This window comes from Pseudoalteromonas lipolytica (assembly GCF_003515105.1).
In the GTDB taxonomy this organism is placed as follows: domain Bacteria; phylum Pseudomonadota; class Gammaproteobacteria; order Enterobacterales; family Alteromonadaceae; genus Pseudoalteromonas; species Pseudoalteromonas lipolytica.
In genome coordinates this window covers 839,117-861,129 of sequence record NZ_CP032090.1, presented here as the reverse complement: position 1 = coordinate 861,129, position 22,013 = coordinate 839,117, and the positions used below count along the sequence as shown (strand labels likewise).

Genomic DNA, 22,013 nt, shown 5'->3' with positions numbered 1-22,013 from the left:
TTTTAAATGGCTTTAACGCACTCAACACAGCCTATTTATACGGTCTCGCGCCTAAATAAGGAAATTCGCCATGTTTTAGAGCAAGGCTTTTCATCACTTGTGTTAACGGGCGAGATTTCTAATTTTATTGCCCCGGCTTCAGGCCATTGGTATTTCACTTTAAAAGACGACAGAGCTCAAGTGAAAGCGGCTATGTGGCGAGGCAATAACCGTGGACAGACTTTTCGCCCAACAAATGGCGCGCAAGTCACAGTGCGTGCTCGGGTTTCATTGTACGAACCGCGCGGTGATTATCAACTCATTGTTGAGCATATGGCACCGGCTGGTGAAGGGTTACTAAAACAAGAATTCGATGCACTGAAAATGCGCCTTGCCGCTGAAGGCCTTTTTAGTTCTGCACATAAAAAGCCCCTCCCCACTACGATAAACCGCGTTGGTGTCATTACCTCTGCGACTGGGGCTGCCATCCGCGATATTTTAACCGTTTTAAAGCGTCGCGCACCGCAGCTTGAAGTTGTGATTTACCCTGCCATGGTGCAAGGGGCTGATGCCCACAGCCAACTTATTGAAAAAATTAATATTGCTAACCAGCGACATGAAGTTGATGTATTAATACTCGGTCGTGGCGGTGGCTCATTAGAAGATCTATGGTGCTTTAACAATGAACAACTCGCCCGCGCTATATTTGCCAGTGAATTACCTATTGTCAGCGCAGTTGGGCATGAGGTCGACACCACAATCAGTGATTATGTAGCCGATATACGTGCCGCTACACCTTCTGCCGCTGCCGAGCTTGTTAGCCCTAACACGCAGGAGCTACACAATAAAGTCAGTCAGTTAGTGAAGCATTTACACCATGCATTTAAACATACACTGTCTGTTAAACGCAGCACTGCAACACAGTTTGAACATCGTTTGCAGCTGTGTCATCCGCGTAACCAGTTAAACCAGCAAACTCAAAAATTAGATGAGTTAACCCTCGCATTGCACAGCGCTATTAACGGTAAAATTCAGCATTATGAGCGCGTTCTTGCAAACTTAACACCGCGTTTAATGCAGCGTTCACCTGAAAAGCAGCTGGCCAGAAGCGAACATCAATTAGTGCAATTACATGGCCGTTTAACGCAAGCTATGCAACAACAGCTCTCAATCTCTCGTAACACCCTTTCACTGCAAGCAAGCCGTTTAGACTCGGTGAGTCCGCTAAGCGTGCTAGCACGTGGCTACAGCATCACTAAAAATGAGCACGGTCACGTTGTGAAGTCAGTGGCTGATATCAAATCAGGGGAATTATTGATAACTGAACTAGCGGACGGCCAATTAAAATCAAACGTGATCTAGCTGTGCGTTATTTACTGTTCAGTACTAACAATGATGCTCAGAGTATCGTCGCTTGATGTGGAAGAAGAGTATTTAAACTGCTTCCACCAGCCTTGCTCCATCAACTTATCGCTGATATTTCGCCAATAATGTGCAGGAAGTGAATCAACCCCTTCAGGCTGTTGCAATTTAAATTCACAGACGGAGGTTTTACAGTTGGCAACAGTCATATCTGGCTGTACAGGTAAATCGGCCATGATAAGAAAGTCTGCCATGGCCGTTTCTGTTTGATACGCCCATGCTTCATCACGCGCCTGCTCTTCTAATAAACTGTACAATGCCTCGGTACGCGAACTAATCTGTTGCGGTGAGACAACCGCCGCTTTGTAACTGGCTATAATTGTTTGTTGATTTGCCACTTGCTGCTGTAACTCTTCAATTTGTTGCACAAGCTCAGTTGCCGTAGCGGATTCTATAGGCGCCTTGTTGAGTGGCTCATTTTGAGCGCTCATGGTTTCAGGTTTTTTAATGCTCACAGATGAAGTTTCATGCGGTTCATAACCAGCAACACTCGGCGCTGCTGGCTCAATGTCAGACGTTGTTGTAGCAGAAAAAGATTGATAGAACGACATCGCAGCAGCGCCACATAAAAAAGACGCTGCAACGACTAACCCTAAAGATAATTTAGACACTTCCGTTGCCCTTTAAATAACAATGTAATTGAAATTACAACATAGCACTCGTATGCGATTCATTGCTAGGGGTGGCTGCACTATCATCTAAAAAGTTTTGATTCATGCTTTCTGCGGGGCATGGGCAGTTTGGTTTACCGACTACTTTAGCTGGCACCCCAACCACCGTTGTATGGGCAGGAACAGGACTCAATACCACAGAGTTTGCGCCAATACGCGCACCCTCACCGACTTCTATATTACCAAGTACTTTTGCACCCGCGCCAATTAGAACGCCTGCGCGAATTTTAGGATGGCGATCGCCTTGCTCATTACCCGTACCGCCTAATGTCACAGACTGTAGAATCGATACGTTATCTTCGATAACCGCGGTTTCACCAATTACAATCCCAGTTGCATGGTCAAACATAATACCATGACCGACTTTACAAGCAGGATGGATATCAACGCCAAATACTTCTGAGGTTCTACTTTGAATAAAGCGAGCAAGCTCTTTTCTGTTTTGCAGCCATAAACAATGTGCGAGTCGGTGTGCTTGTATTGCATGGAAGCCCTTTAAGTTAAGTATCACAGTTAAATAACTATCGGCTGCGGGGTCACGATCTTTAACAGCTTTTATGTCATGGGCCACATGCGTTAGCATTAAGTCACATTTTACAAAGGCTTGGTCAAATAATTCACGAATAGTAAATGCTGACACGACGGCATCTGCCAGCTTATTAGCAACAATAAAACTCAGCGCCGACCCCAAACACTCATGATTTAACACACACGAGTAAACATGACTTGCTAATAATGGTTCGCGAGTAACGACTTCGTTTGCTTCTTCGCGAAGCTGTTGCCAAATTTCATGACGCATATTTTTGCCTTTCTGGTTGTACCTAACTGCTATGCCTTAAGTTTAACGGATTTGTAGCAAGATGTACTAACCCGTTGTTTATTTGTTCTGGTTATATCTAATAACCAGAGTGTCATCGCTACTTTTTTGTTATCTAACGGTTATTTTAGTGCAAGCCAATACGACAGTGACCGATACAACATCAATCGAACCACTTAAAATAATTCGCTTATATTTCAATAACAAAACCAATATGACATCTTGGCTGTCATATGCCAAAATAGGGACTGGCGTATCGCTGACGGCGTAAAAAACAAAAATAATCATTAAATTTACATCATCAACTTAACAAGGAAACGATGATGAAAAACGACGTACTAAACTCACATAAACTAGGTTATAAACTTTACTTTCAAGATGGTGATAACCAAATCGCATGCTTTGGTCACATCATGAGCGGCAAAGAAGAAATATATGTAAACGATGAATTGGTTAGTGAGAAGCGCAGCTTCGGCTTTAAAAGTCGTCACGACTTTAACTACCAAGATAATGCGTATGCAGTCGAATTTAAGATGCAAAATATGCTAACAGGCAAGCTTGAATGTTCGTTTTTTAAAGCTGGCAAATTGGTAAAGCAAAGCACGCAAACCGCACTGACTGATAACCCAAAACAAGTTGCTATGGTTACCTTAGGTTGCTTTATTGGGGGGGCTATTTTTGGTTTTGCCTTTATCACACTTATCGAGCCGTTTATTGGGAAGTAAGTGATGCAATTAAACCCTAATACAATTAAAACATTAAGGCTTAAGTTCGACTGGACACAACAGCAGTTGGCCGACGCCTGTGATGTAAGCCTACGAACCATTCAACGCGTTGAAAAAGAAGGTGCGGCATCAAAAGAAACCACCATGAGCCTATGTGCGGTATTTGAAGTACGCCAAGGTGAGCTTATCAAACTAGACGATGAACCAGCCGTTGAAAGCGAAGCAAAAGCAGTATCGAAGCAAAACTTGGCCGCAATTGTTGCAGCTTCATCGTGTGTTAGTTTTGCACTGGGTATGGCAACAGTATTTGTTATTTTTTAGGAGTGAACGATGAAAAAAGAACAGCGTGGTCACGCAGTGCTCATCGCCTTTGTTGCAGCAACCTTGTTGTTAGCTATCGGCGTGGAAGTTGGCGCATTGTTATAACAAATAGATTAACTGTCAGAGTTGAGCCTTGGTGTGATTCTGGCAGAAAACTAAATAGCAAAACCTTAAAACCGACTCAACAGCCTCTCTATTACGTAAAACAGGTTACTTAAAATATGAGTAACCTGTTTTACTGTTATTTGAAGTATCGACTTATTCCCTGTTGTAACACCTTCACAATGCAGTAAAATGAACTGCGCAATAAATTAAGTGCTTCGGATTATTTTTTACATCAACAACAGTGAAAACTCAGCATTTATTGCTAATCTTAATTGAGTAGTCATGGTCAGGAACCAATGTGGTTGAATCAAAAGAATTTTTGAAATTAATACTTGATACCATCTCAGAGCATATCGTTGTTATCAATGAGCTGGGCGATATCATATTTGTTAATCGCAGTTGGCAAACGTTTGGCGATGAGAATAACTGTGACTGTAATATTCAATGGCAGAAACAAAATTACTTAGCTATCTGCAAGTCAGCCGCAATACAAGGCGATGATTTTGGAATAAAAGCCTTAGCAGGTCTCAATAAAGTCATCAATCATCAAGAACCTGAATTTTACTTAGAGTACCCTTGTCATAGCGACATCGAAAAACGCTGGTTTATGATGCGTGCTGTGCCACTGGAGTATAATGCGCAGCGTTTCGTGGTGATTAGTCATTTAAACATCACTGAACGAAAACTTGCTGAACAGCAAGTTCAAGAGTTAGCGCATATTGATGGTCTGACACAAATTGCTAATCGACGTCATTTTGATGACTTTTATGAGCAAGAGTGGAGCCGCTGCATGCGACTCAAACTTCCCATATCGCTGGCGATGATTGATTTAGATAACTTCAAACTTCTCAATGATAACTTTGGCCATGTCGTTGGTGACACTTGCCTAAAAGAAGTCGCAAAAATACTGCCCGACTACGCGCGTAGACCTGGCGATTTATGTGCAAGATACGGTGGCGAAGAATTTATATTAGTGTTGGGAAATACTCACTGTTTACAGGCTCAAATGCTATTAACGCGTTTTATGGCCGAGCTTACAGCATTAAAGCTCCCCGAACTGGCTGGCCACCCTTTAACAGTCAGTATTGGTTTGGCAACACTTGTGCCAAACGTCGCTGATAATGCCATGCAATTGATCGAAATGGCCGATAATGCACTTTATCAAGCGAAGGATACTGGCCGCAACAAACTTGTTGTTGCTGATCACTACCCGCAAACAAATAAAGAAGAGTGCCCCTAAAGGAGCACTCTATTGTGTGTTATTGAAACACCTTTTCTACATCAACGACTGATATATTTTTCGCTGGAATAGCGAGCTTATAATCAGCAATCACGTTGTCTTCCGCGACAAGTTCTGCTGGTTTTTCTGCGTTATAAACCATAGGCGATGTTTGCTCTGACGCTAAGCGCTTTTGCATGTCTTTACCGTCACCTGTAATAAACACATAGTGAATATTGTCGGTTTGCAGATTCTCGCGAATAACACGGTTCACATCCTCAAGTGTTAGCTTTTCAAGCTTGCCACGTACATAGTCAACAAAGCTCTCTGTATTATAAAACTCACTATCTAGCGCGTAGCCTAGTTGGCGGTCTTGGCTTGCCACCATTTGTGGCACAAAGTTAATTAAGAAGTTGCGCGTTGCTTCAAAATCTTCTTTGCTGATGCCGTTTTTAATAAGCTTATCTAACTCGAATAACGCGGTACGGGTTGCAAAGTGCGCATCGTTATTAGAGCGCAATGGACGCAGCCATACTTGGAAAATTTGCTCAGAGCGGCCTAAGTTCGCATCAGGCTTAGTTTGGAACATACCACGTGGGAAGTATTCAACGTACGCATAGTCACCGTAGTTCATACCACGGGTTTGACGAATACGCTGATACAAGAAGCTATTTGAACTTCTGTGCTCGCCAAAGTATGAACGCACTAGCCATAATGCAGTCCAATCTTCACTACTACGAATCGTCTCTATTGGGAAACCAAACGACACGGCTGTTGATTGCGCCGACTTTTCAACAATGGTGGCATGGTGACCACTCAGTGCTGGCGCATCGGGAATTACTAAACGGCTTTCTTTGCCTTGTGGCAGCGATGTTAAATCTTTTAGCATCGCCGATTTTACATCGCTTGGAATCGCACCAATTAAACCTACAGTTAGTTTTGATTGTGTGAATTGCTTGTCGTAAAACGCTTTTACATCATCAAGCGTCAATGCTTCCAGATCAGATAAGTCACCATAGTTATAGCTTTCGTATGGGTGGCCTTTATACAGTTGATGATAAAGCACTTCTTTACCGAGCTCTTCATCGTTTGATGCTTTAAGCCCCGCTTTAATGCTATCGATAAGCTCTTTTTTCAGGCGTTTGAAGTCATCTTCTCTAAAACCTGGGTTGAGTAATTGTTCACTCACAAGCGCATACCACTGTGCCGCATTGTCTTTGTGTACACGACCGCGCAACGAAATCATCTCTTTATCGATTTGATACCCAAAGCTACCCGCGAGTGGGTATAACGCTTTTTGAATGTCTTTATAGCTCATCGTTTCTGAGCCACCTTTCGCAAGCATGGCTGCCGTTAATGCGGCGACGCCTTTTTTACCTGCTGGATCGGCCGCGGCACCGGTATTAAATAACCAGTTAACATCAACCAATGGTGAACTGTTGGTTTTATCGAGCACTTTAAAATGACGCTCTGTTGGCGCTTGTTCTGTACTTGCAACGGCTGCGTTTAGGTCAACTTCTTGCTCAAATCCTGCCACGTTATCTAAAGCCGACATCGTCACTGTAGTTCGGCTTGAATCAACAAAGTATTTATTCGCTATCGCTTTAATGTCTTCTGGGGTGATGCTATCGGCAGTCGCATAGAGCTGATTGATTACCTCTGGATCACGCTCAAAATGCATGTAGCTTGCAAGTGTCGAGGCGATTGATTGCGATGAATCAAGCCCATTGATAAAGCTGTATTTTAAATTTGATTTTAAGTCTGCCAGTTTTTGGGCATCAACAAGCTCAGTGCGTGCTTGTACATATGTGCGGTTAATGGCATCACGTGCTTTTGCAAGATCGGCTTCGTTTTCTACTTTTACAAAGACATGCAATAACCCCGGATCTTTTGTATCAGGATTATAAGTGAACATTTGACTTGCGATTTGCTTATCAACCACCAATTCTTGATAAAGCGCTGAGTTATTTGAGAAATAAAGCTGTGAGATTAAATCAAGTGCGGCGCGATCTTTTTGCGTTGGATCCCACGCAGTGCCTTTATACGATACAAGCAACCAATGGCCTGGTAAACCGTCATTCTGCTCATGTATATATTTTGGCGCTTGTTGCTTTGGCTCTACTGGAATATCTGCTTGGTAATCACCTTTTTTCCAGTTACCCCAATGTTTTTTCACCATTGCCATGGTTTCTTGAGGGTCGACATCACCAACAATGACCAACGATACATATTCTGGTTTATAAAATTTTGCGAAAAACTCTTTCCCGTAAGCCATTTGATCTGGCATGGCTTCAATGTCTTCAAAAAAGCCCATCGTGGTGTGTTTATAAGTATGTTTCTCAAATGCTTCGTTACGCACTGCTGAAAGCAATTTACGAATTGGACTGGCATTATTTTTTAAGTACTCACCTTTCACTGTTAAGGCTTCTGTACGGAACTGTTCTTCGCTGTACGTGAGGTTTTGAAAGATATCAGCTTCAATTTCAAGCACTTTATCAAGGTGCTCTTTTGAGAAGTTTAAATGATAGTTGGTGTAATCATTAGTAGTATACGCGCGGTTATCAACACCCGAGTTTTTTAAAATATCTGAATACACGTCTTGTGGGAATTTTTCTGAGCCTTTAAACATCATGTGCTCAAAAAAGTGAGCAAAGCCCGTTTTGCCTTCTTCTACTTCGTTACGAGAACCTACCGACACGGGAATTTGTAATGAAACAACATCGGGGTAATCCGTTTTTACCACCATGACACGAAGACCATTTTCTAGTTCTTCTAAAACGTAATCTTGGCTAAATACACGGTTATCTTCTTGGCTGACAACCTGTTCTATTTCGACTTCTTTAACCATATTTGATTGTGAATTCGTCGCACACCCGCTAAGAGCAAGCGTTACAGCAACACTGGTCGCTAATAATCTAAATGTCATAATGATCCTTTAATTTTACTTGTTAGTTATTTTTCTCATAATCAGTTGTGTTTGATTATGCATGAAAGTACTGGAAAATATGAGGGTCAAGGGCACAATTAATGTAAACAGGTGTGTCAATTTAAGATAACACCTCACCACCAACTTGAATTAAATTCATGCTCATTGAAAAACTTTCAACAGAAAAATCTATCTAGACGTCTAAATGGCTGCTATATTATTTCCCATAGACGCAGGCACGAGCTGGAATGAGGATTATGGCTTTATCACTACAAGAGAAAATTGAAGACACCAATCAGGGTGTATACCTGATTGGTACCACACCGCCTAAATCAGGCACTGATAAAGCCATGCTTGAAACCATTGCACAAAAATTATTGGGTCGCCTTCATGAAATTGAATACGATGGTGTCATTATCTACGACATTCAAGATGAGAGCAGCCGTACAGAAAAGCCGCGTCCGTTTCCATTTAAAGAAACCGTAGACCCACGTGAGTACAGCCATTTGTTGCGTAGCCTGTCTCATTTAGATGTTATTACTTACAAAAGTGTTGCTCAGCGCGGTGAAGCTGAATTTACCGATTGGCTACACGAAACACGTAATGAGTTTGATTTAAAAAATCTAGTCTTGGTAGGCAGCCCATCTTCGCATGGTGATATCAAACTAAGTTTACCGGATGCTTACAACACCCTTGCTAAGCAAGACAATGATGTGTTTCTTGGCGGTGTGACTATTGCTGAACGCCATGCAAGCAAACGTAACGAGCATGACCGTCTATTAGAAAAAACAGAGCAAGGTTGTAAGTTTTTTATTTCACAAGCCGTCTACAACGCACAAGCAACCATTGATTTAATCACTAGCTATGCACGTAGCTGCAAAGCGTTAGGCATCGCACCTAAGCGTATAATTTTAACGTTTACACCCTGTGGTGGTGAGAAAACGTTAGATTTTATGGAGTGGCTGGGTATCTCTGTACCGGAGGCAACAAAATGGCGCATGCTTGATTCTGCAAATCCATTGAGTGAGTCAGTACGCATTTGCCGTGAAAATCTTGACCTCATATTACAAAGCTGCGCACATTTAGCGGTGCCACTTGGTTTAAATATTGAGAGCTTAACAAACCGTAAAGAAGAAATTGATGCGTCAATTAATCTTTACCGCTTACTTAAAGCAACCATGGAATTAAACCTAGCCGAAAAACAAATCGCTTAAATAATGTGCGTGTTTATACCAATACGTTTAATTAACAGCGATTTTAAAACAAGAAAACGTGGTCGCTAGCAAAGAAAATGCGGGTAAGCATAACAGTTCATTAAACGCTTTTGTTCACCAAGCTAATGTACATACGACTTTATGCTATTAGCGTGTTGATTAGTGCTAATTTAGGCTCCCTTAAATTAGCACTGATACAGCTTAATCTATCGGCGCCTAGGATTTTTTTGCCCTAATATACGTTTTTTGTCACGAGAGCGTCGTGCCTTATTCGTGTTTTTTCGGACTTGTTTTGGCTCTTTTGTTAAATCAGGCTCGTACCCTGGCAGCCATTGTGGTGTTAAGCGTGTATCTAATAAAACATCAATTTCATCCAGTAACCATTGCTCATCAATACTCACCAATGACATGGCCAACCCAGTTTCACCCGCTCGTCCTGTCCGCCCTATACGGTGAACATAGTCCTCTGCAACATAGGGTAGTTCGTAGTTAATTACATACTTTAATGAGGCGATATCAAGGCCACGCGCCGCAACATCTGTAGCGACAAGTACTCGAGTGACACCCGTCTTAAAATTTTGCAGCGCTTTGTCTCGCGCCCCTTGGCTTTTATCGCCGTGAATAGACTCCGTTTTTAAGCCGTCCTTACACATTTCTTTTGCCAGACTATCGGCCGTTTGTTTAGTGCGGGTGAATATAAGTACTTGTTGCCAATTTTTCATGCCGATCATATGTGAAACGAGTTCGCGTTTACGATCCTCATCAACCGCATACACAATCTGTTCAACTTCAACAGCAGCCGAATTGCGTTTATCAACCTCAACTAACTTAGGATCATTCAACAACTGTTTACTTAGCTCAAAAATGCTGTCATCAAATGTGGCTGAAAAGAGTAAGGTTTGGCGCTGTTTTGGAACATGACGAAGAATACGCTTTATTTCATCAATGAACCCCATATCAAGCATGCGATCTGCTTCATCAAAAACAAGGGCACTAATGGCAGATAATTTAATGCTCCCTTTAATCACATGATCAAGTAATCGTCCCGGTGTAGCCACCACAACTTGCGCACCTTTAATGGCTTTAATTTGTGGGCCAATACTGGCGCCGCCATAAGCAAGCGCGGCTTTAATAGGTGTATTAGCTGCATAACGCTCAACACTGGCAAATACTTGCTGTGCAAGCTCTCGCGTTGGTGTCAGGATTAAAACTTTTACAGCCTCGGGCAGCGGCTCTTCACGCAATAAGTTATCAAGCAGTGGTAATACAAAGGCAGCTGTTTTACCCGTGCCTGTTTGTGCACTTCCCATAACATCAACCCCGGCTAAAATAAGCGGGATAGTTTGGCTTTGAATAGCCGTTGGGGTGTGATAATTCTCTGCTTGCAATGCTGAAAGGAGTTCAGGCGCAAGGTTTAACTCTGAAAAGCTGGTTACTGACATGATAGGGTGCACAATTACTGTAAAACGTCTATTGTACGCGCAACACTAAAAACAAAAAAGGCGCTAAAGCGCCTTTTCTTACAAGCGTTGCCGTTATGCAGGTTTAAGTGTTTCTTTGCGTTGATTATAAAACGCAATCAAATCATCCACGGTTGCTTGGCAGTATTCACGAATACCTGACACCACCATGTGCTTTTCGCCTGACCCGACTTTTTCACCCTTTTCTAATAAATCGAAACGTAAGGTGATTTTTCCTCGCTTACCTGTATAAGTGAAATCAGGCTCCGCGAATTGCAGCGCTGGTGACGTAATATCAAGTCGGTCTAAATTAATGAGCATTGACTCATAGATAACCATAGGTCGTGCTGGATTGATCATTACATCTTGCTTACCCATTAATGGAATGATCACATGCGGGAAAGTGGTACCAGAAAACTCAACGTAGTTTTTAATTAAGCTATTGATCAAATCTGGACATTGACTGACCGCCCCCTCACGTTTCACTTTAAGCATTACTTTATCGCCATCAGTGATATCAAATTCATCGGCGCCTTCTGGAAAAGAGAGCTTTGATGTCTCATCAACCATACCAGCAAAAGTGAATTCCATCTTTTCGCTGATCCCGTAACGGCTGAGTACAAGCGAAAAAAGTAAATCGCCAGGTACACAAAACTTTTTGGCATCTTTGTCGTGTAACGGATTAAAGTCATCTGCCACGGACTTAGCAAAACGACAACCTTGCTCACGAGTAATAGAGACGTAATCAGCATGTTGCTGATAAAATGGACTTAACATAATTGTTCACTGCTTAAACTGCTTATAACCTGCCTATACTACCAGAAAAATTTATAGGAGAGGTCGAATCTGTTAAATATAAGTCACACGCTCAGCGAGAGTTTAGCTACAATTACTAAAATGTTGGTTTTTATATCTAAAATGAACTTTGTATCAATTTGTACGCAACAGTTAACAAATGAACAACAATAGTGAACACTAAAGCAGCGCCAGAGCGTAATGAAAAGTTATTAATTTTAACTAAATATAAATTCAGATTCTATTTTAAAACAAGGCGCTAACTTAGAAGTCGCGACAAAAACACAAATAGGTCTGAAAGCGCTGGCAGTTCTTAGTGCTATTTGTGGCGGGAACGGTAAATAAGGTATGATGAACACGTTTTTTATCGTGTAATTGCCACTCATAGGCTGCATAATCATAATTATAATAAGCGGCATAAAAATGAGCTCTCATATTGAGATAGGTACGTTACACCAACGTTCAATGGTTAATATTACTTTGAAAAAAAGACTTTTAGAAAACAGGGGCTTGGTTAAATGATAAACCGATTAAGCTGGTCATTACTGTTTTTATGTTTGTGCTTTTCAGCAAATTTGCTGGCCGATGAAAGTACAGACCAGCCTTTTTTTAAAGTATCACCCATTGTGTGTGTAACAGATACAAAACAAAAAGTATGTGAATTTAATATTCAAGTTCACTTTAGGTTAGCCCCATTTAAAGAACTTTGCTTAGAGGTAACACAACGCCCACAGTACACACAGTGCTATACACAAAACGGCTTAATTATTGAAAAATTTATAATAAAAACCGAGCACCCGCTGACTGTTAAACTAATAAATCCGATAAACAATGAAGTTGTTCAACAACAATTACTTTCAATAGCAAACTATGAAGCTAAAGATTATCGTATTAAACGGCGTTTTGGCTGGAGTTTATAATGCACCATATTTTTTTGATTGAAGATGATGTAAAGCTAGCTAGCTTAATTCAAACGTATTTATTGAAGCATGGCTACACAATTGATGTTTTTAATACTGCAAAGGCATATCGCCAAAGCGAAATTACCTTTATTCCATCACTTATTATCTGCGACATAATGCTCCCAGATGGTAATGGTTTTGAACTAATTTCGCAGCTGAAAGAAAAGTTCAGCTGTCCGGTGATCTTTTTAACCGCCTTAGATTCAGTGCAATCACAAATTAAAGGGTTAGATTTGGGCGCCTATGACTATCTTTTAAAACCAATCAAGCCTGAATTACTACTGGCCAAAATTAAAACCATAATTACCCACTCAGTTGGCCAAGATAACTTTTCTAAACAAAACGATATTTTGCGCATCGATAATAAAAAAAGAGATATCTTTTTCCATAACACAGCGCTTAACCTGAACGACAGTGAATTTGAAATTATTGCCTACCTTGCCAAAAACTCACCACAACCCGTTTCACGTGAAGTCTTGTTCAAACATATTATCGGTCGTGAGTACGACGGACTTGACCGTGCTATCGATTTAAAAATCAGTCGACTCAGGAAAAAACTAAAAGAAACCATTAAAGATCATAAAGAATCTTTAGATATCAAGTCTGTGCGAGGTAAAGGATACAGCTTGGATATTTCAGAAATATGAAGCAGCAGTTTTTTAAACTTTATTTAATCATCACCGTAAGTTTAATTGCCTTAGTGCTTGCATTTGGCCAACTCTATAATCAGTTTTTCTTAGAGCAAACCCCTAGTATTCAACTCAGTGTGGATGAATTAGCACTCATCGCTCAACATAAAGACACGCGTATTAACGCATTTAATCAAAATGAGTTAATTTTACCTGACTCTTTACAGGCATCATTCGACAGAGATGGCATTATCAGTGTCAATGAAAACGGCCAACAATTTGTTTATTTGAAGAGCGATAATGGTGCAATACAAAGAGTCGGCCCTATTACGCTTATTTCACAAAGTAAAAATGACTGGCTCGCTTTTTTTGCATTTTACATTTTGCTTGCAGCCATGATCTTAGCCTTTATTCGCCCTGTATTTCGTGATTTAGGGTTATTGCAACGTGCCGCATACCGTTTCAGTAAAAAGCCGCAACGCATAGAGCTGGATATCAAACCAAACTCCTCCATTGCGCCTTTAGCAAATACCTTTACTCATATGTCTGATCGCATCACACAGTTTGTACAACTTCATAATGATTTATCACGCATTATTTCCCATGAGATTCGTACCCCACTCTCGCGAATGCGCTTTGCACTGTCGATTTCTGAATGTGAAACAGAAGAAAGTATTCAAATAGAACGCGATATCGATGAAATTGAATTACGCCTTGAACAATATTTGTCATTTGCACGATTAGAGCATCAACAAAGTGTCTTTAATCAAGAGAAAACCAACCTGACAAGGTTGATTGAGACTGAGATCCACAAATTTGAACTCTACAAAGAGCTTAAGTTTAGCGTTAAATTAGACGTAATAAATGCCTATTGCGAAGCAAGCTTTATGGCCATTGCCGTTCAAAACTTGCTGATTAATGCCACTAAGTACGCAAAACACACCATTTTAATACACAGCGCGGAAGAAAGTGATTTTTATACCATTAGTGTGACTGATGACGGGCCCGGACTGCCTATAAATGCTGACGCACTCATAGAGCCTTTTAAACAAGGTGAAGGGGATAAACTCGCAAGCGGCTATGGGTTAGGGCTCTACATTGTGCATCGCATTGCCAGCTGGCATGGTGGGGTCATAACACTTGCAAACAACACAGACACCGGTGGGGCTGAAATTGCAATACGCTGGCCTAAAAGTGGTAAGTAATTCCAGCAAAACCCGAAAAGTAACCATTTTTTTCGATCATGTGTGAACGTGCCAAATGGCTATCAAGCCACGTGTGTTTGAGCTTAAAGTCGATACTAAAACTGTCACTCAGTGGGTATACGTAACTCACTTTTAAGTGATAATTAACCGCACTCTCTAAATCATATTTAGGTAAGCGAACCACACTTTCTGATGGTAAAACGGTATAGTAATAATCGATTAATTCTTCATTCTTATAGGTCGCGCCGGCCTCTATACCCGCGATACCCGAAAACAATTTAAATTCACGAGAGCCAGTCAAAAGTAATTCATAACCGTCATGTACATGCGTTACATCGTGAAAATATGCAGCACTTAACCACACAGAGTCGTACACGTTTACCGCTGAGGCTACCCCTGCCATATACGATAAATCGCGTTCAATGGGGGTCAGGTTTATTGGTGAAGCTGAGGGTCTTGTTGGTCTATCAGTGCCTGTTCTAATGACACCCGTGGCATACAGTTTATCGATACCATCCAACTCAAAAAAGAAACCATCATCGTTAAAGCGGCCGAGTAAATCGACATAGTAATCTGGGGTTTCGATTAAGCTGTAACCAAGCGAAAAGTCGTCGAAGTACCAATCATCACCATAATAAGCCACGCTTGGTAAAACAGGAGACGTGACGTTATCCGCACCAAGAACAGGGTTCTCTATACCACCGTATCCTAGTGTAATACTGGCATGAATTGTCGACTTTTTTATCAACTGTGGTTGTTTTACATCTCCCTGCGCATAAGCGATAGACGTCGTTAAACAACACAGTAAGCCAAGCAATTTTTTCATCAACTTAATTCACCTTAATAGCATTATTAATGATTATAATGATGCCTAAACACGATTAATAACCCACAGGTTTCCACCCTTCTGGGTGCGATCATAGCGTTTGCACACATTTTTGTATAATTTTTTCACTCAACAAGTATGTTAATGCGGGGCTAATCCCTCACTTACTTCAAACTAACACACTGAAAAAAATATGAAATACTCTGTACATTTTGCTACAGAGGATTTTCAATCGCTTTATTACTTTTAGCTATAAGGTAAAAACCCATCTTTCTAAGATGACTTATTTTCCCTTATAAAAGAGTAACATAAACACTCACCTTCCCTATCCCCCCTTTTTGCAATCTGGCTTTTGCCCCCATTTTTAATTAACTGCAAACGTTAATAAAACAGCCTGACTAAAAAGCGAAGTAAACACGACATGTAGGCCACATCCTTTTAAGTCGAGCAGAGTACACAAACGAAAAAAGGGCCCGAAGGCCCTTTGTCACATAACACACTTAGGGAGTGATTAGCTGCGCTTCGCTTTACGGCGTCTTAAGCCTGCAAAACCTGCCATTAGAAGTGTTAGCCACGCAAGTGAGCCGCTTGAATCCTCATCGTCATCTGAGTCATCAACCTCGGGAGCTTCTGTTACTGATAACTGTAAGCTTTGTTCAACCGTTGTTGTACCATCACTTACTGTCACAGTATAAACATAGTCACCCGCAACGAGACCTGACACTTTCGTGCTCGCACTGTTTGCTGACTCTATCGTACCTGGACCCGTCCACTCATACGTTAACTCATCACCATCAAGGTCTGATGCCGTTGCGCTAAGTGTCGGTACTTGACCTTCACGTACATATAAATGAGTCTCTGCAAGCTCTACAACAGGCGCATCATTCACTGCGTTTACTGTCAGTGTAAAGGTTGTTTGTGCTACCGCCGAAGGCTCGTCTGTATAAGCAACCATTACTGTTACTTCAATTTCACCATTGAAGTTTGCTGCCGGTGTCAGTTTTAGCATTGAACCCGTTTCATGACCCATTACCTCAACTTCAGCATTGTCAGCCATTGCTGTAATAACGGTTTCTTTACCTAACTGGTTGTCAAAGTTAACCGCAATCTCTGTGCTGTTATCTTCATCTACTGATTGGTTAGAAATAGCATCAATTGCTAAGCGCTCTGCAACAGTAACTACTTTCACATTCATAGTTGCTGATGTTTCAAGTTCACCATCTGATACTGTCACTGTAAATACATGGTCACCCGCAGTTAAGCCTGACACGGTTGTTAACGCTGCGCTTGCATCTGCAATAACACCGTTACCTTGCCAGCTATAACTCAGCTCATCACCATCTGGGTCCATTGACGCTGATGCATCTAGTGTGACCGTATCGCCTTCTGTGATAACCATCTCTGTATTCGCTACATTTGCAACAGGTGCATCGCTCACTCCAGTTACTGTCAACATAAACGTCGTGCTTGCAGCATCTGATGGGTTCTCAATGTCAGAAACAACCACCGTCACTTCTGTTTCACCGTAGAAATTCTCATTGGGTGTTACGGTGACTGTATCGCCATCAACTTCAAAACTTACATTGTCTGAAATAACTGAAATTTCATTTTTCGAGTTTGTTTCATCAATATAGTGAACATCAAAGCTAATTGCTGTTTCTTCTGTGGTTACCATATCGTCAAGCGCTACAACCGTGATGTTGCTTGGTACACTGAGTGTCGCAGTCGTTGTCATGTCATTTAGGCCAGAGATAGCTGCTTTCGCATCAATATTTAGCATTTGACCTGCCGCTGATGGCAATACTTCTGCCCATGCCGTTACTTCGAACTGTGATGATTCTGGGCCAACGTAATCCATACACACAACATAGTCGTCACTAATAACTTCATCTAGATTGTTATAAGCAACTTGAACGCCGCGATATTTATCAAGTGGACCGTATTCATATACTTCGCCACGGAAACCTTGAAGACCAATACTGCCGTGCGGACGGGTCGTACCAAAGTCAAGATTATCGTATGCATAGTAAATTTCGTGTTCACCTTTACCAAAACGCGTATTTGCATTGAATAGCACTTGGAAGTCGAATGAGTTATCACGTTTTGTATAACTGTATGTGCCTGTTGAACGGTCATAAACAGGATCGTCATAATCAGATGCATTATCCCACTCAACAATCCCCCATCCCGTTGCAGTACTTGCAAGTGAAATACCCTCGTTTGACGATAAGCCAACAGACATTACAGAGCGTAGTAAGCCTTGTTCAGAGAATTCCCAACCACGCCATAATGGACCCATGTTCTCAAATGGGAATGAGTGATATGGGAACGGATTGTGAACTGGGTAGAAGAAGCGACTACCGCTTGTATTCACCGTACCCATGCCGCGAATTTGGATAACCTGGTTCTGAATGTTTGTATTTTCAGTGTTATTATACAAACTGAAGTTATCGTACGCACCATTGTAAAAACTTGCGATAGGTAAGGTATAGCCATCACGATAGTTATATAGGTTTTTATCATCAAAACCTGATAGCAACGGCATAATTCCAAACTGTGATAAATCTACATAACCACCTGGGTTTGCATTACCAAAGTCAGGTGTACGACACATCTCATCAGTAATGTTATCGGTAACAATGTAGTCTGGCTCAACATCGCGCGTATCAGCCTGCATTCCTGTTACAACAACCTTGCCATCAACAACTTCAACATTGATTTCTGATGTTGTTGATATTGCAACATTTTCAGCTTTAACATCCAGACCTTCTGGAATCGCTAGTTCTAGAGTAAATTCACGGTCAACACCTGAGTTATTTGCCAATACTTCAAAAGTATAAGGAACGAAGTCACCGACTTTAGCACCTGTATTCGGCGCATCTAGGTGCGCAACATCTTTACCACGATTAATCTTGAATGGAATAGAACCTAAGTTACCAGGATTAACTGCTGATGTGCCCACATCCAATAATGAGTAGTAAACACTATTAGCATCAAATTCCATGTTCCAATCAACAGTCATGTCAACTTTGTTTAAACCGTCACTCGCAGGAAGGCGTGCAGTCATCCCTGTTGCAACTTGCTCTGATACAACAGCAGTTGCCAGTTCAAAGGTTTCTTCAACTGGACCTACAGAGGTTTTATTACTGCTATATAAAACAACCCAATATTCACCTTCTTCAGGGTTATTAATATTACAGAAGTTGTTGTAGATTCGATGGTTAGATACGCATAAAATCTCATCTTGAGGCTGAACAATACCATCGCCATTGTAGTCTTTACCTACATAAACGATTGGATTACCTTTTTTCAGTGAACCATCAAGTTCCGATTCAACACTGACAGTTTCTGCAATAAAACGTTTAGAATTAGCGGGGACGGTTACAAACTTAGTGAATGTTGCTTCATCTAAGATATCTTCAACAGCTACATCATCTTTACGATTCATTGTCCAAGGGAAGGTAGTATCGTCATCTTTTGGCAGTGTTACAGAAGTAATTTCTGCTTTCACTGGTTCATAGACACGTGCTACAGGTGCTTCGATGTTTGGTAACATAATGCCTTTAGCAACATACGTTCCTTCGTCAGAATGCGCAGTTGTCGATAGCATTGAAGGTAAGTTACCGCGATCATATTTAAACGCTACAGGCCAATGTGCATCTGGAATACCCGCTTCCTCAGCTTGGAATACTAGGTTCGTGTGTAGCTCAACTTCAGAGTTACTAAACCAATCTTGCGTATCCATAATCGACGCTTTAACGATAATGGTTTGTGTCTCACCTTTTTTCAATGAGAAAGTTTTCGGGAAGATATCAATATTCACACCATTTTGAGCGGATTGTGAATTAACATCATAACTCCAGTTTTCAACATCCTCATGACTAACGGTCCAAGTACCGTCTTCTGTCGCTTTAATAGTTCGTACCCATTGACACTCTGGTGCACATGAGAAGTTAACTAAATTAGGCAAGTTAAGTTTATGCGGTGTACCGCCATTGAATGGATCTGCTGCTAAGAAGTTATCTGCTGACTCATCCATGACAAAGCCCGCTTTTGCTGCTAGCGCAACATTTATGCGACCCGCACCTGAACGATAAGTCTTCGCATCAGCAACTACATCATTTTTATTATTTAAGCGGTGATATTTAACCACATTTTCAGCCGTCATTGATAATGCTGACTGAACTTCAGCTGCAGTCCAATCTGGGTGAATTTGACGAAGTAACGCCATTGAACCCGCAACATGTGGAGATGCCATTGAAGTACCACTAATTGCCGCATAATCTTGGCCATGTGGTGTTACAAACGGATGCTCATCAGAATAAGCAGCATAGATATCAACACCCGGAGCAGCAAGTGTCGGTGCGAGCACTTCTATATTAGAGAATGAAGGACCACGCGATGAGAACGTTGCTAACCAATCAGCATCTTCAGCGTTAACTCGACGCTCAATCACCGTTGGTTTAATAGTGATCATATGGCCCATTTCTGAATAACTATCGACCCAGTCTTCTAGGCCATCATTACCATCAACACCATTCCATTGATCATACGTAAAGTGTACACCTGGTAAAGAATAACTTTCTGCAACAGTACCTTGAGCACCATCACGGTTGTACATGATGAAACCATCCGCTCCACCGGCTTTCACGTGTTCAACTTTTGCTGTACGTGCATTCGCAGCAGGATCAGCTGCTAAGTGACGCTGACAAATAACAATAACGTTAGTCGTTCCATCAGCCGCACCCGCTATCTCCGTGCCATCCTTATAGAAGTTAAAGGTATTTTCAGGGTAATCAGCTGTACAATAACCGTTGTAATCTTTGAAACCATTAACATCTTCATAGTCTTTAGCCCAAACAACAACCCCGGTGATTTCTTCACTGTTGATTGCGCCCCCTACTAGACCCGTTTCTGACCAGCTAGGAACCTCAGATCCAAGTGAGGCATCTGCAAAACCAGCGAACTCAACGGCGGTTTCAACAGCAACACTACGGCCGTGTGTAGTCGCTGCAACTTGCGCCAGCCAAGGCGATGAGTTATCTAAATAACCAAAACACTCTGCGCTGCCACACCCTTGTCCGCTATTACCAGCCGCTGCTGCAACGTTAATGCCCGCTTCACGCGCGGCTAAAAATGCAAGTTGCACAGGGTCAGCCCACACGTTCGAATCTGCACCACCGATTGAAAAGTTGATTACATCAACACCATCAGAAATCGCGTCTTCAATACCCGCAACAAGCGCTTCGCCCGGACACCCTCTGTATTCGTCACTTGACGGGTAACATACTTGATAAGCAATAATATTCGCATGGGGTGCAACACCTGAAATCTCAGGGAATAAATCTTCTGCAAGGATATTACCATCTGTATTTTCACCAAAACTCGGTAACATATAAGGCACATTTTTAACGACGTTACCCGCAGCAGTTGATGCTACATGAGAACCATGTCCTTGATAATCCTCACCAATTGCAGGCCAACCTGGGATCATGGCATCAAATGCATCAGTGATCACATCATAAGAACGCACACCAATTAACTTACTATTACATTGGATTTCTTCAGGTTCTTCAACACAGTCACCCACATAATTACCGCTACCAAATGGATTAATGTGCTCATAACCATCATCACCTACTGCAGCAAATGATGGGTGATCAGAGTTAATACCCGTATCGATAATGCCGACAATTTGGCCTTCACCTTTGCCTTTAATACCGCTGGGAACACTTGTGCCATCCCACACTTGGTCTGCACCAATATGACGAGGGCCTTCATCAGATAAAAGATCGTAATTTTTTGAACGCATCACAGAAGCGACCGCTCCTAGTTCAGCAACACTCCTTGCTTCACGTTCAGTCATTTTTACAGAGAAACCATTCAATGCTTTAGTGAACTGACGACGCATTTCTGTACGGCCTGTTACAGCTGTTACGCTTTGCATAACAGTGCGTTGTTTTGTAAGTAGCTTATTTTGGTACTCGGTCACGGCAGAAATCGACGGCTGACCTTTTTCGAAAACCTTTGTCACACCTTGAGTTTGCATTGTTTTCGCTAAAGGCGAATCGAACTCACGCGCTTCAAGTGCAACAGAGTTATCTCTTAAGCGAACAATATAAATATGCTCACCGTCTAGGCCTTCTTCAGTAAACTTTTTATTTTGTCCACTCAATTGCACATTTAGACCATCATTCTGCATCATGCTAGTTGAGTCGCCTTGATTGTACTCTTTGCTAAATGCTTTGATTTCTTCAAATGTAATATTAGGTGCTTTTAATTGATTTTGTGTTTTAAGCTGACTATCAACACCGACTGCATGAGCAGCGCTGGCACTATAGATAGCTGCGGCAACAGCAATCGAGAGAGTTTTCACTTGCATAAAGTATCCCCTGGATAGTTAATTAGTATAATTATTCAAGCTGGGTGGATATCCATTCCACCGCTCGCGCTTATAATATAACCACAGAGAATTAAAAAATTACCTACATTCGTGTAGCGTTTTGTACACACAATTAACATTTAAGATACTTGAAACTCCTATAATCGTATTTTCATTTGCAATTAATAAATAGAAGCACACTATTTAAGGGTAAGTACACTCATAGGCAGCGGCAAAACCACTTTAATTATTTACTTTTTATCAACAATATAGCAGTGATAATTCCTGTATCGTTGCAGCCACTCATAAGACGTTTTTAACGCTCTGCTTCCTCCCCTCAAAATGAGTGAGCATT

Annotated in this window: 16 protein-coding genes; 8 read left to right on the top strand and 8 right to left on the bottom strand. The window is 41.5% G+C overall.

Annotated features, from left to right (window positions below; genetic code table 11):
• The first annotated feature begins 6 nt into the window (after positions 1-6).
• Positions 7-1,341 (top strand): exodeoxyribonuclease VII large subunit, encoded by a 1,335-nt coding sequence (gene xseA / locus D0907_RS03950; RefSeq protein WP_036970617.1) that lies wholly within the window; start codon positions 7-9, stop codon positions 1,339-1,341.
• A gap of 11 nt (positions 1,342-1,352) precedes the next feature.
• Here xseA and D0907_RS03945 read toward each other — a convergent pair whose 3' ends face one another.
• The 3 genes from D0907_RS03945 to D0907_RS21010 form a co-directional block, all read right to left on the bottom strand.
• The gene (locus tag D0907_RS03945; protein WP_118844051.1) at positions 1,353-2,012 is read right to left on the bottom strand and encodes a hypothetical protein; all 660 of its coding nucleotides are present in this window, start codon (positions 2,010-2,012) and stop codon (positions 1,353-1,355) included.
• A gap of 34 nt (positions 2,013-2,046) precedes the next feature.
• Positions 2,047-2,871 (bottom strand): serine O-acetyltransferase, encoded by an 825-nt coding sequence (gene cysE / locus D0907_RS03940; protein ID WP_036970620.1) that lies wholly within the window; start codon positions 2,869-2,871, stop codon positions 2,047-2,049.
• 129 nt (positions 2,872-3,000) lie between these two features.
• The gene (locus tag D0907_RS21010; protein ID WP_162898024.1) at positions 3,001-3,177 is read right to left on the bottom strand and encodes a hypothetical protein; all 177 of its coding nucleotides are present in this window, start codon (positions 3,175-3,177) and stop codon (positions 3,001-3,003) included.
• Between the two features lie 32 nt (positions 3,178-3,209).
• On the opposite strand from D0907_RS21010, the gene D0907_RS03935 reads away from it, so the two are divergent.
• From D0907_RS03935 to D0907_RS03925, 3 genes are all read left to right on the top strand, one after another.
• The gene (locus tag D0907_RS03935) at positions 3,210-3,614 is read left to right on the top strand and encodes a hypothetical protein (protein WP_065978449.1); all 405 of its coding nucleotides are present in this window, start codon (positions 3,210-3,212) and stop codon (positions 3,612-3,614) included.
• Between the two features lie 3 nt (positions 3,615-3,617).
• The gene (locus D0907_RS03930; RefSeq protein WP_074989757.1) at positions 3,618-3,935 is read left to right on the top strand and encodes a helix-turn-helix transcriptional regulator; all 318 of its coding nucleotides are present in this window, start codon (positions 3,618-3,620) and stop codon (positions 3,933-3,935) included.
• 403 nt (positions 3,936-4,338) lie between these two features.
• Entirely contained in the window at positions 4,339-5,280 is a 942-nt protein-coding gene (locus tag D0907_RS03925) for a sensor domain-containing diguanylate cyclase (RefSeq protein ID WP_118844050.1), read from the top strand.
• 19 nt (positions 5,281-5,299) lie between these two features.
• Here the strand turns inward: D0907_RS03925 and D0907_RS03920 are convergent, their stop codons facing one another.
• Positions 5,300-8,185 (bottom strand): M16 family metallopeptidase, encoded by a 2,886-nt coding sequence (locus tag D0907_RS03920; protein WP_118844049.1) that lies wholly within the window; start codon positions 8,183-8,185, stop codon positions 5,300-5,302.
• A gap of 257 nt (positions 8,186-8,442) precedes the next feature.
• On the opposite strand from D0907_RS03920, the gene D0907_RS03915 reads away from it, so the two are divergent.
• A complete protein-coding gene (locus D0907_RS03915) occupies positions 8,443-9,399 on the top strand; it encodes a methylenetetrahydrofolate reductase (RefSeq protein ID WP_065978452.1) in 957 nt (318 codons plus the stop codon).
• Positions 9,400-9,605: 206 nt separating this feature from the next.
• Here D0907_RS03915 and D0907_RS03910 read toward each other — a convergent pair whose 3' ends face one another.
• Positions 9,606-10,841, bottom strand: coding sequence for a DEAD/DEAH box helicase (locus D0907_RS03910; RefSeq protein ID WP_036970629.1), 1,236 nt, complete (start codon positions 10,839-10,841; stop codon positions 9,606-9,608).
• 93 nt (positions 10,842-10,934) lie between these two features.
• Positions 10,935-11,636 (bottom strand): DUF3581 domain-containing protein, encoded by a 702-nt coding sequence (locus D0907_RS03905; protein ID WP_036970634.1) that lies wholly within the window; start codon positions 11,634-11,636, stop codon positions 10,935-10,937.
• A gap of 536 nt (positions 11,637-12,172) precedes the next feature.
• Between D0907_RS03905 and D0907_RS03900 the strand changes: the two genes are divergently transcribed.
• Genes D0907_RS03900 through D0907_RS03890 form a run of 3 tightly spaced genes read left to right on the top strand, consistent with a single transcriptional unit; the run spans position 12,173 to position 14,450 of the window.
• Positions 12,173-12,574, top strand: coding sequence for a DUF3019 domain-containing protein (locus tag D0907_RS03900; protein ID WP_036970636.1), 402 nt, complete (start codon positions 12,173-12,175; stop codon positions 12,572-12,574).
• Positions 12,574-13,263 carry a response regulator transcription factor gene (locus D0907_RS03895; RefSeq protein WP_036970639.1) on the top strand — a complete coding sequence of 230 codons (690 nt, stop codon included), beginning with the start codon at positions 12,574-12,576 and terminating at the stop codon, positions 13,261-13,263. The genes D0907_RS03900 and D0907_RS03895 overlap by 1 nt, the downstream gene beginning before the upstream one ends.
• A complete protein-coding gene (locus D0907_RS03890) occupies positions 13,260-14,450 on the top strand; it encodes an ATP-binding protein (RefSeq protein ID WP_118844048.1) in 1,191 nt (396 codons plus the stop codon). Before D0907_RS03895 ends, D0907_RS03890 begins: the two co-directional genes overlap by 4 nt.
• Here the strand turns inward: D0907_RS03890 and D0907_RS03885 are convergent.
• The gene (locus D0907_RS03885; RefSeq protein ID WP_075593813.1) at positions 14,434-15,276 is read right to left on the bottom strand and encodes a MipA/OmpV family protein; all 843 of its coding nucleotides are present in this window, start codon (positions 15,274-15,276) and stop codon (positions 14,434-14,436) included. The two genes, D0907_RS03890 and D0907_RS03885, sit on opposite strands and share 17 nt — an antisense overlap.
• Before the next feature lie 511 nt (positions 15,277-15,787).
• Positions 15,788-21,658: a S8 family serine peptidase gene (locus tag D0907_RS21200; RefSeq protein WP_118844047.1), complete on the bottom strand. Its 5,871-nt coding sequence runs from the start codon at positions 21,656-21,658 to the stop codon at positions 15,788-15,790.
• Positions 21,659-22,013 lie beyond the last annotated feature (355 nt).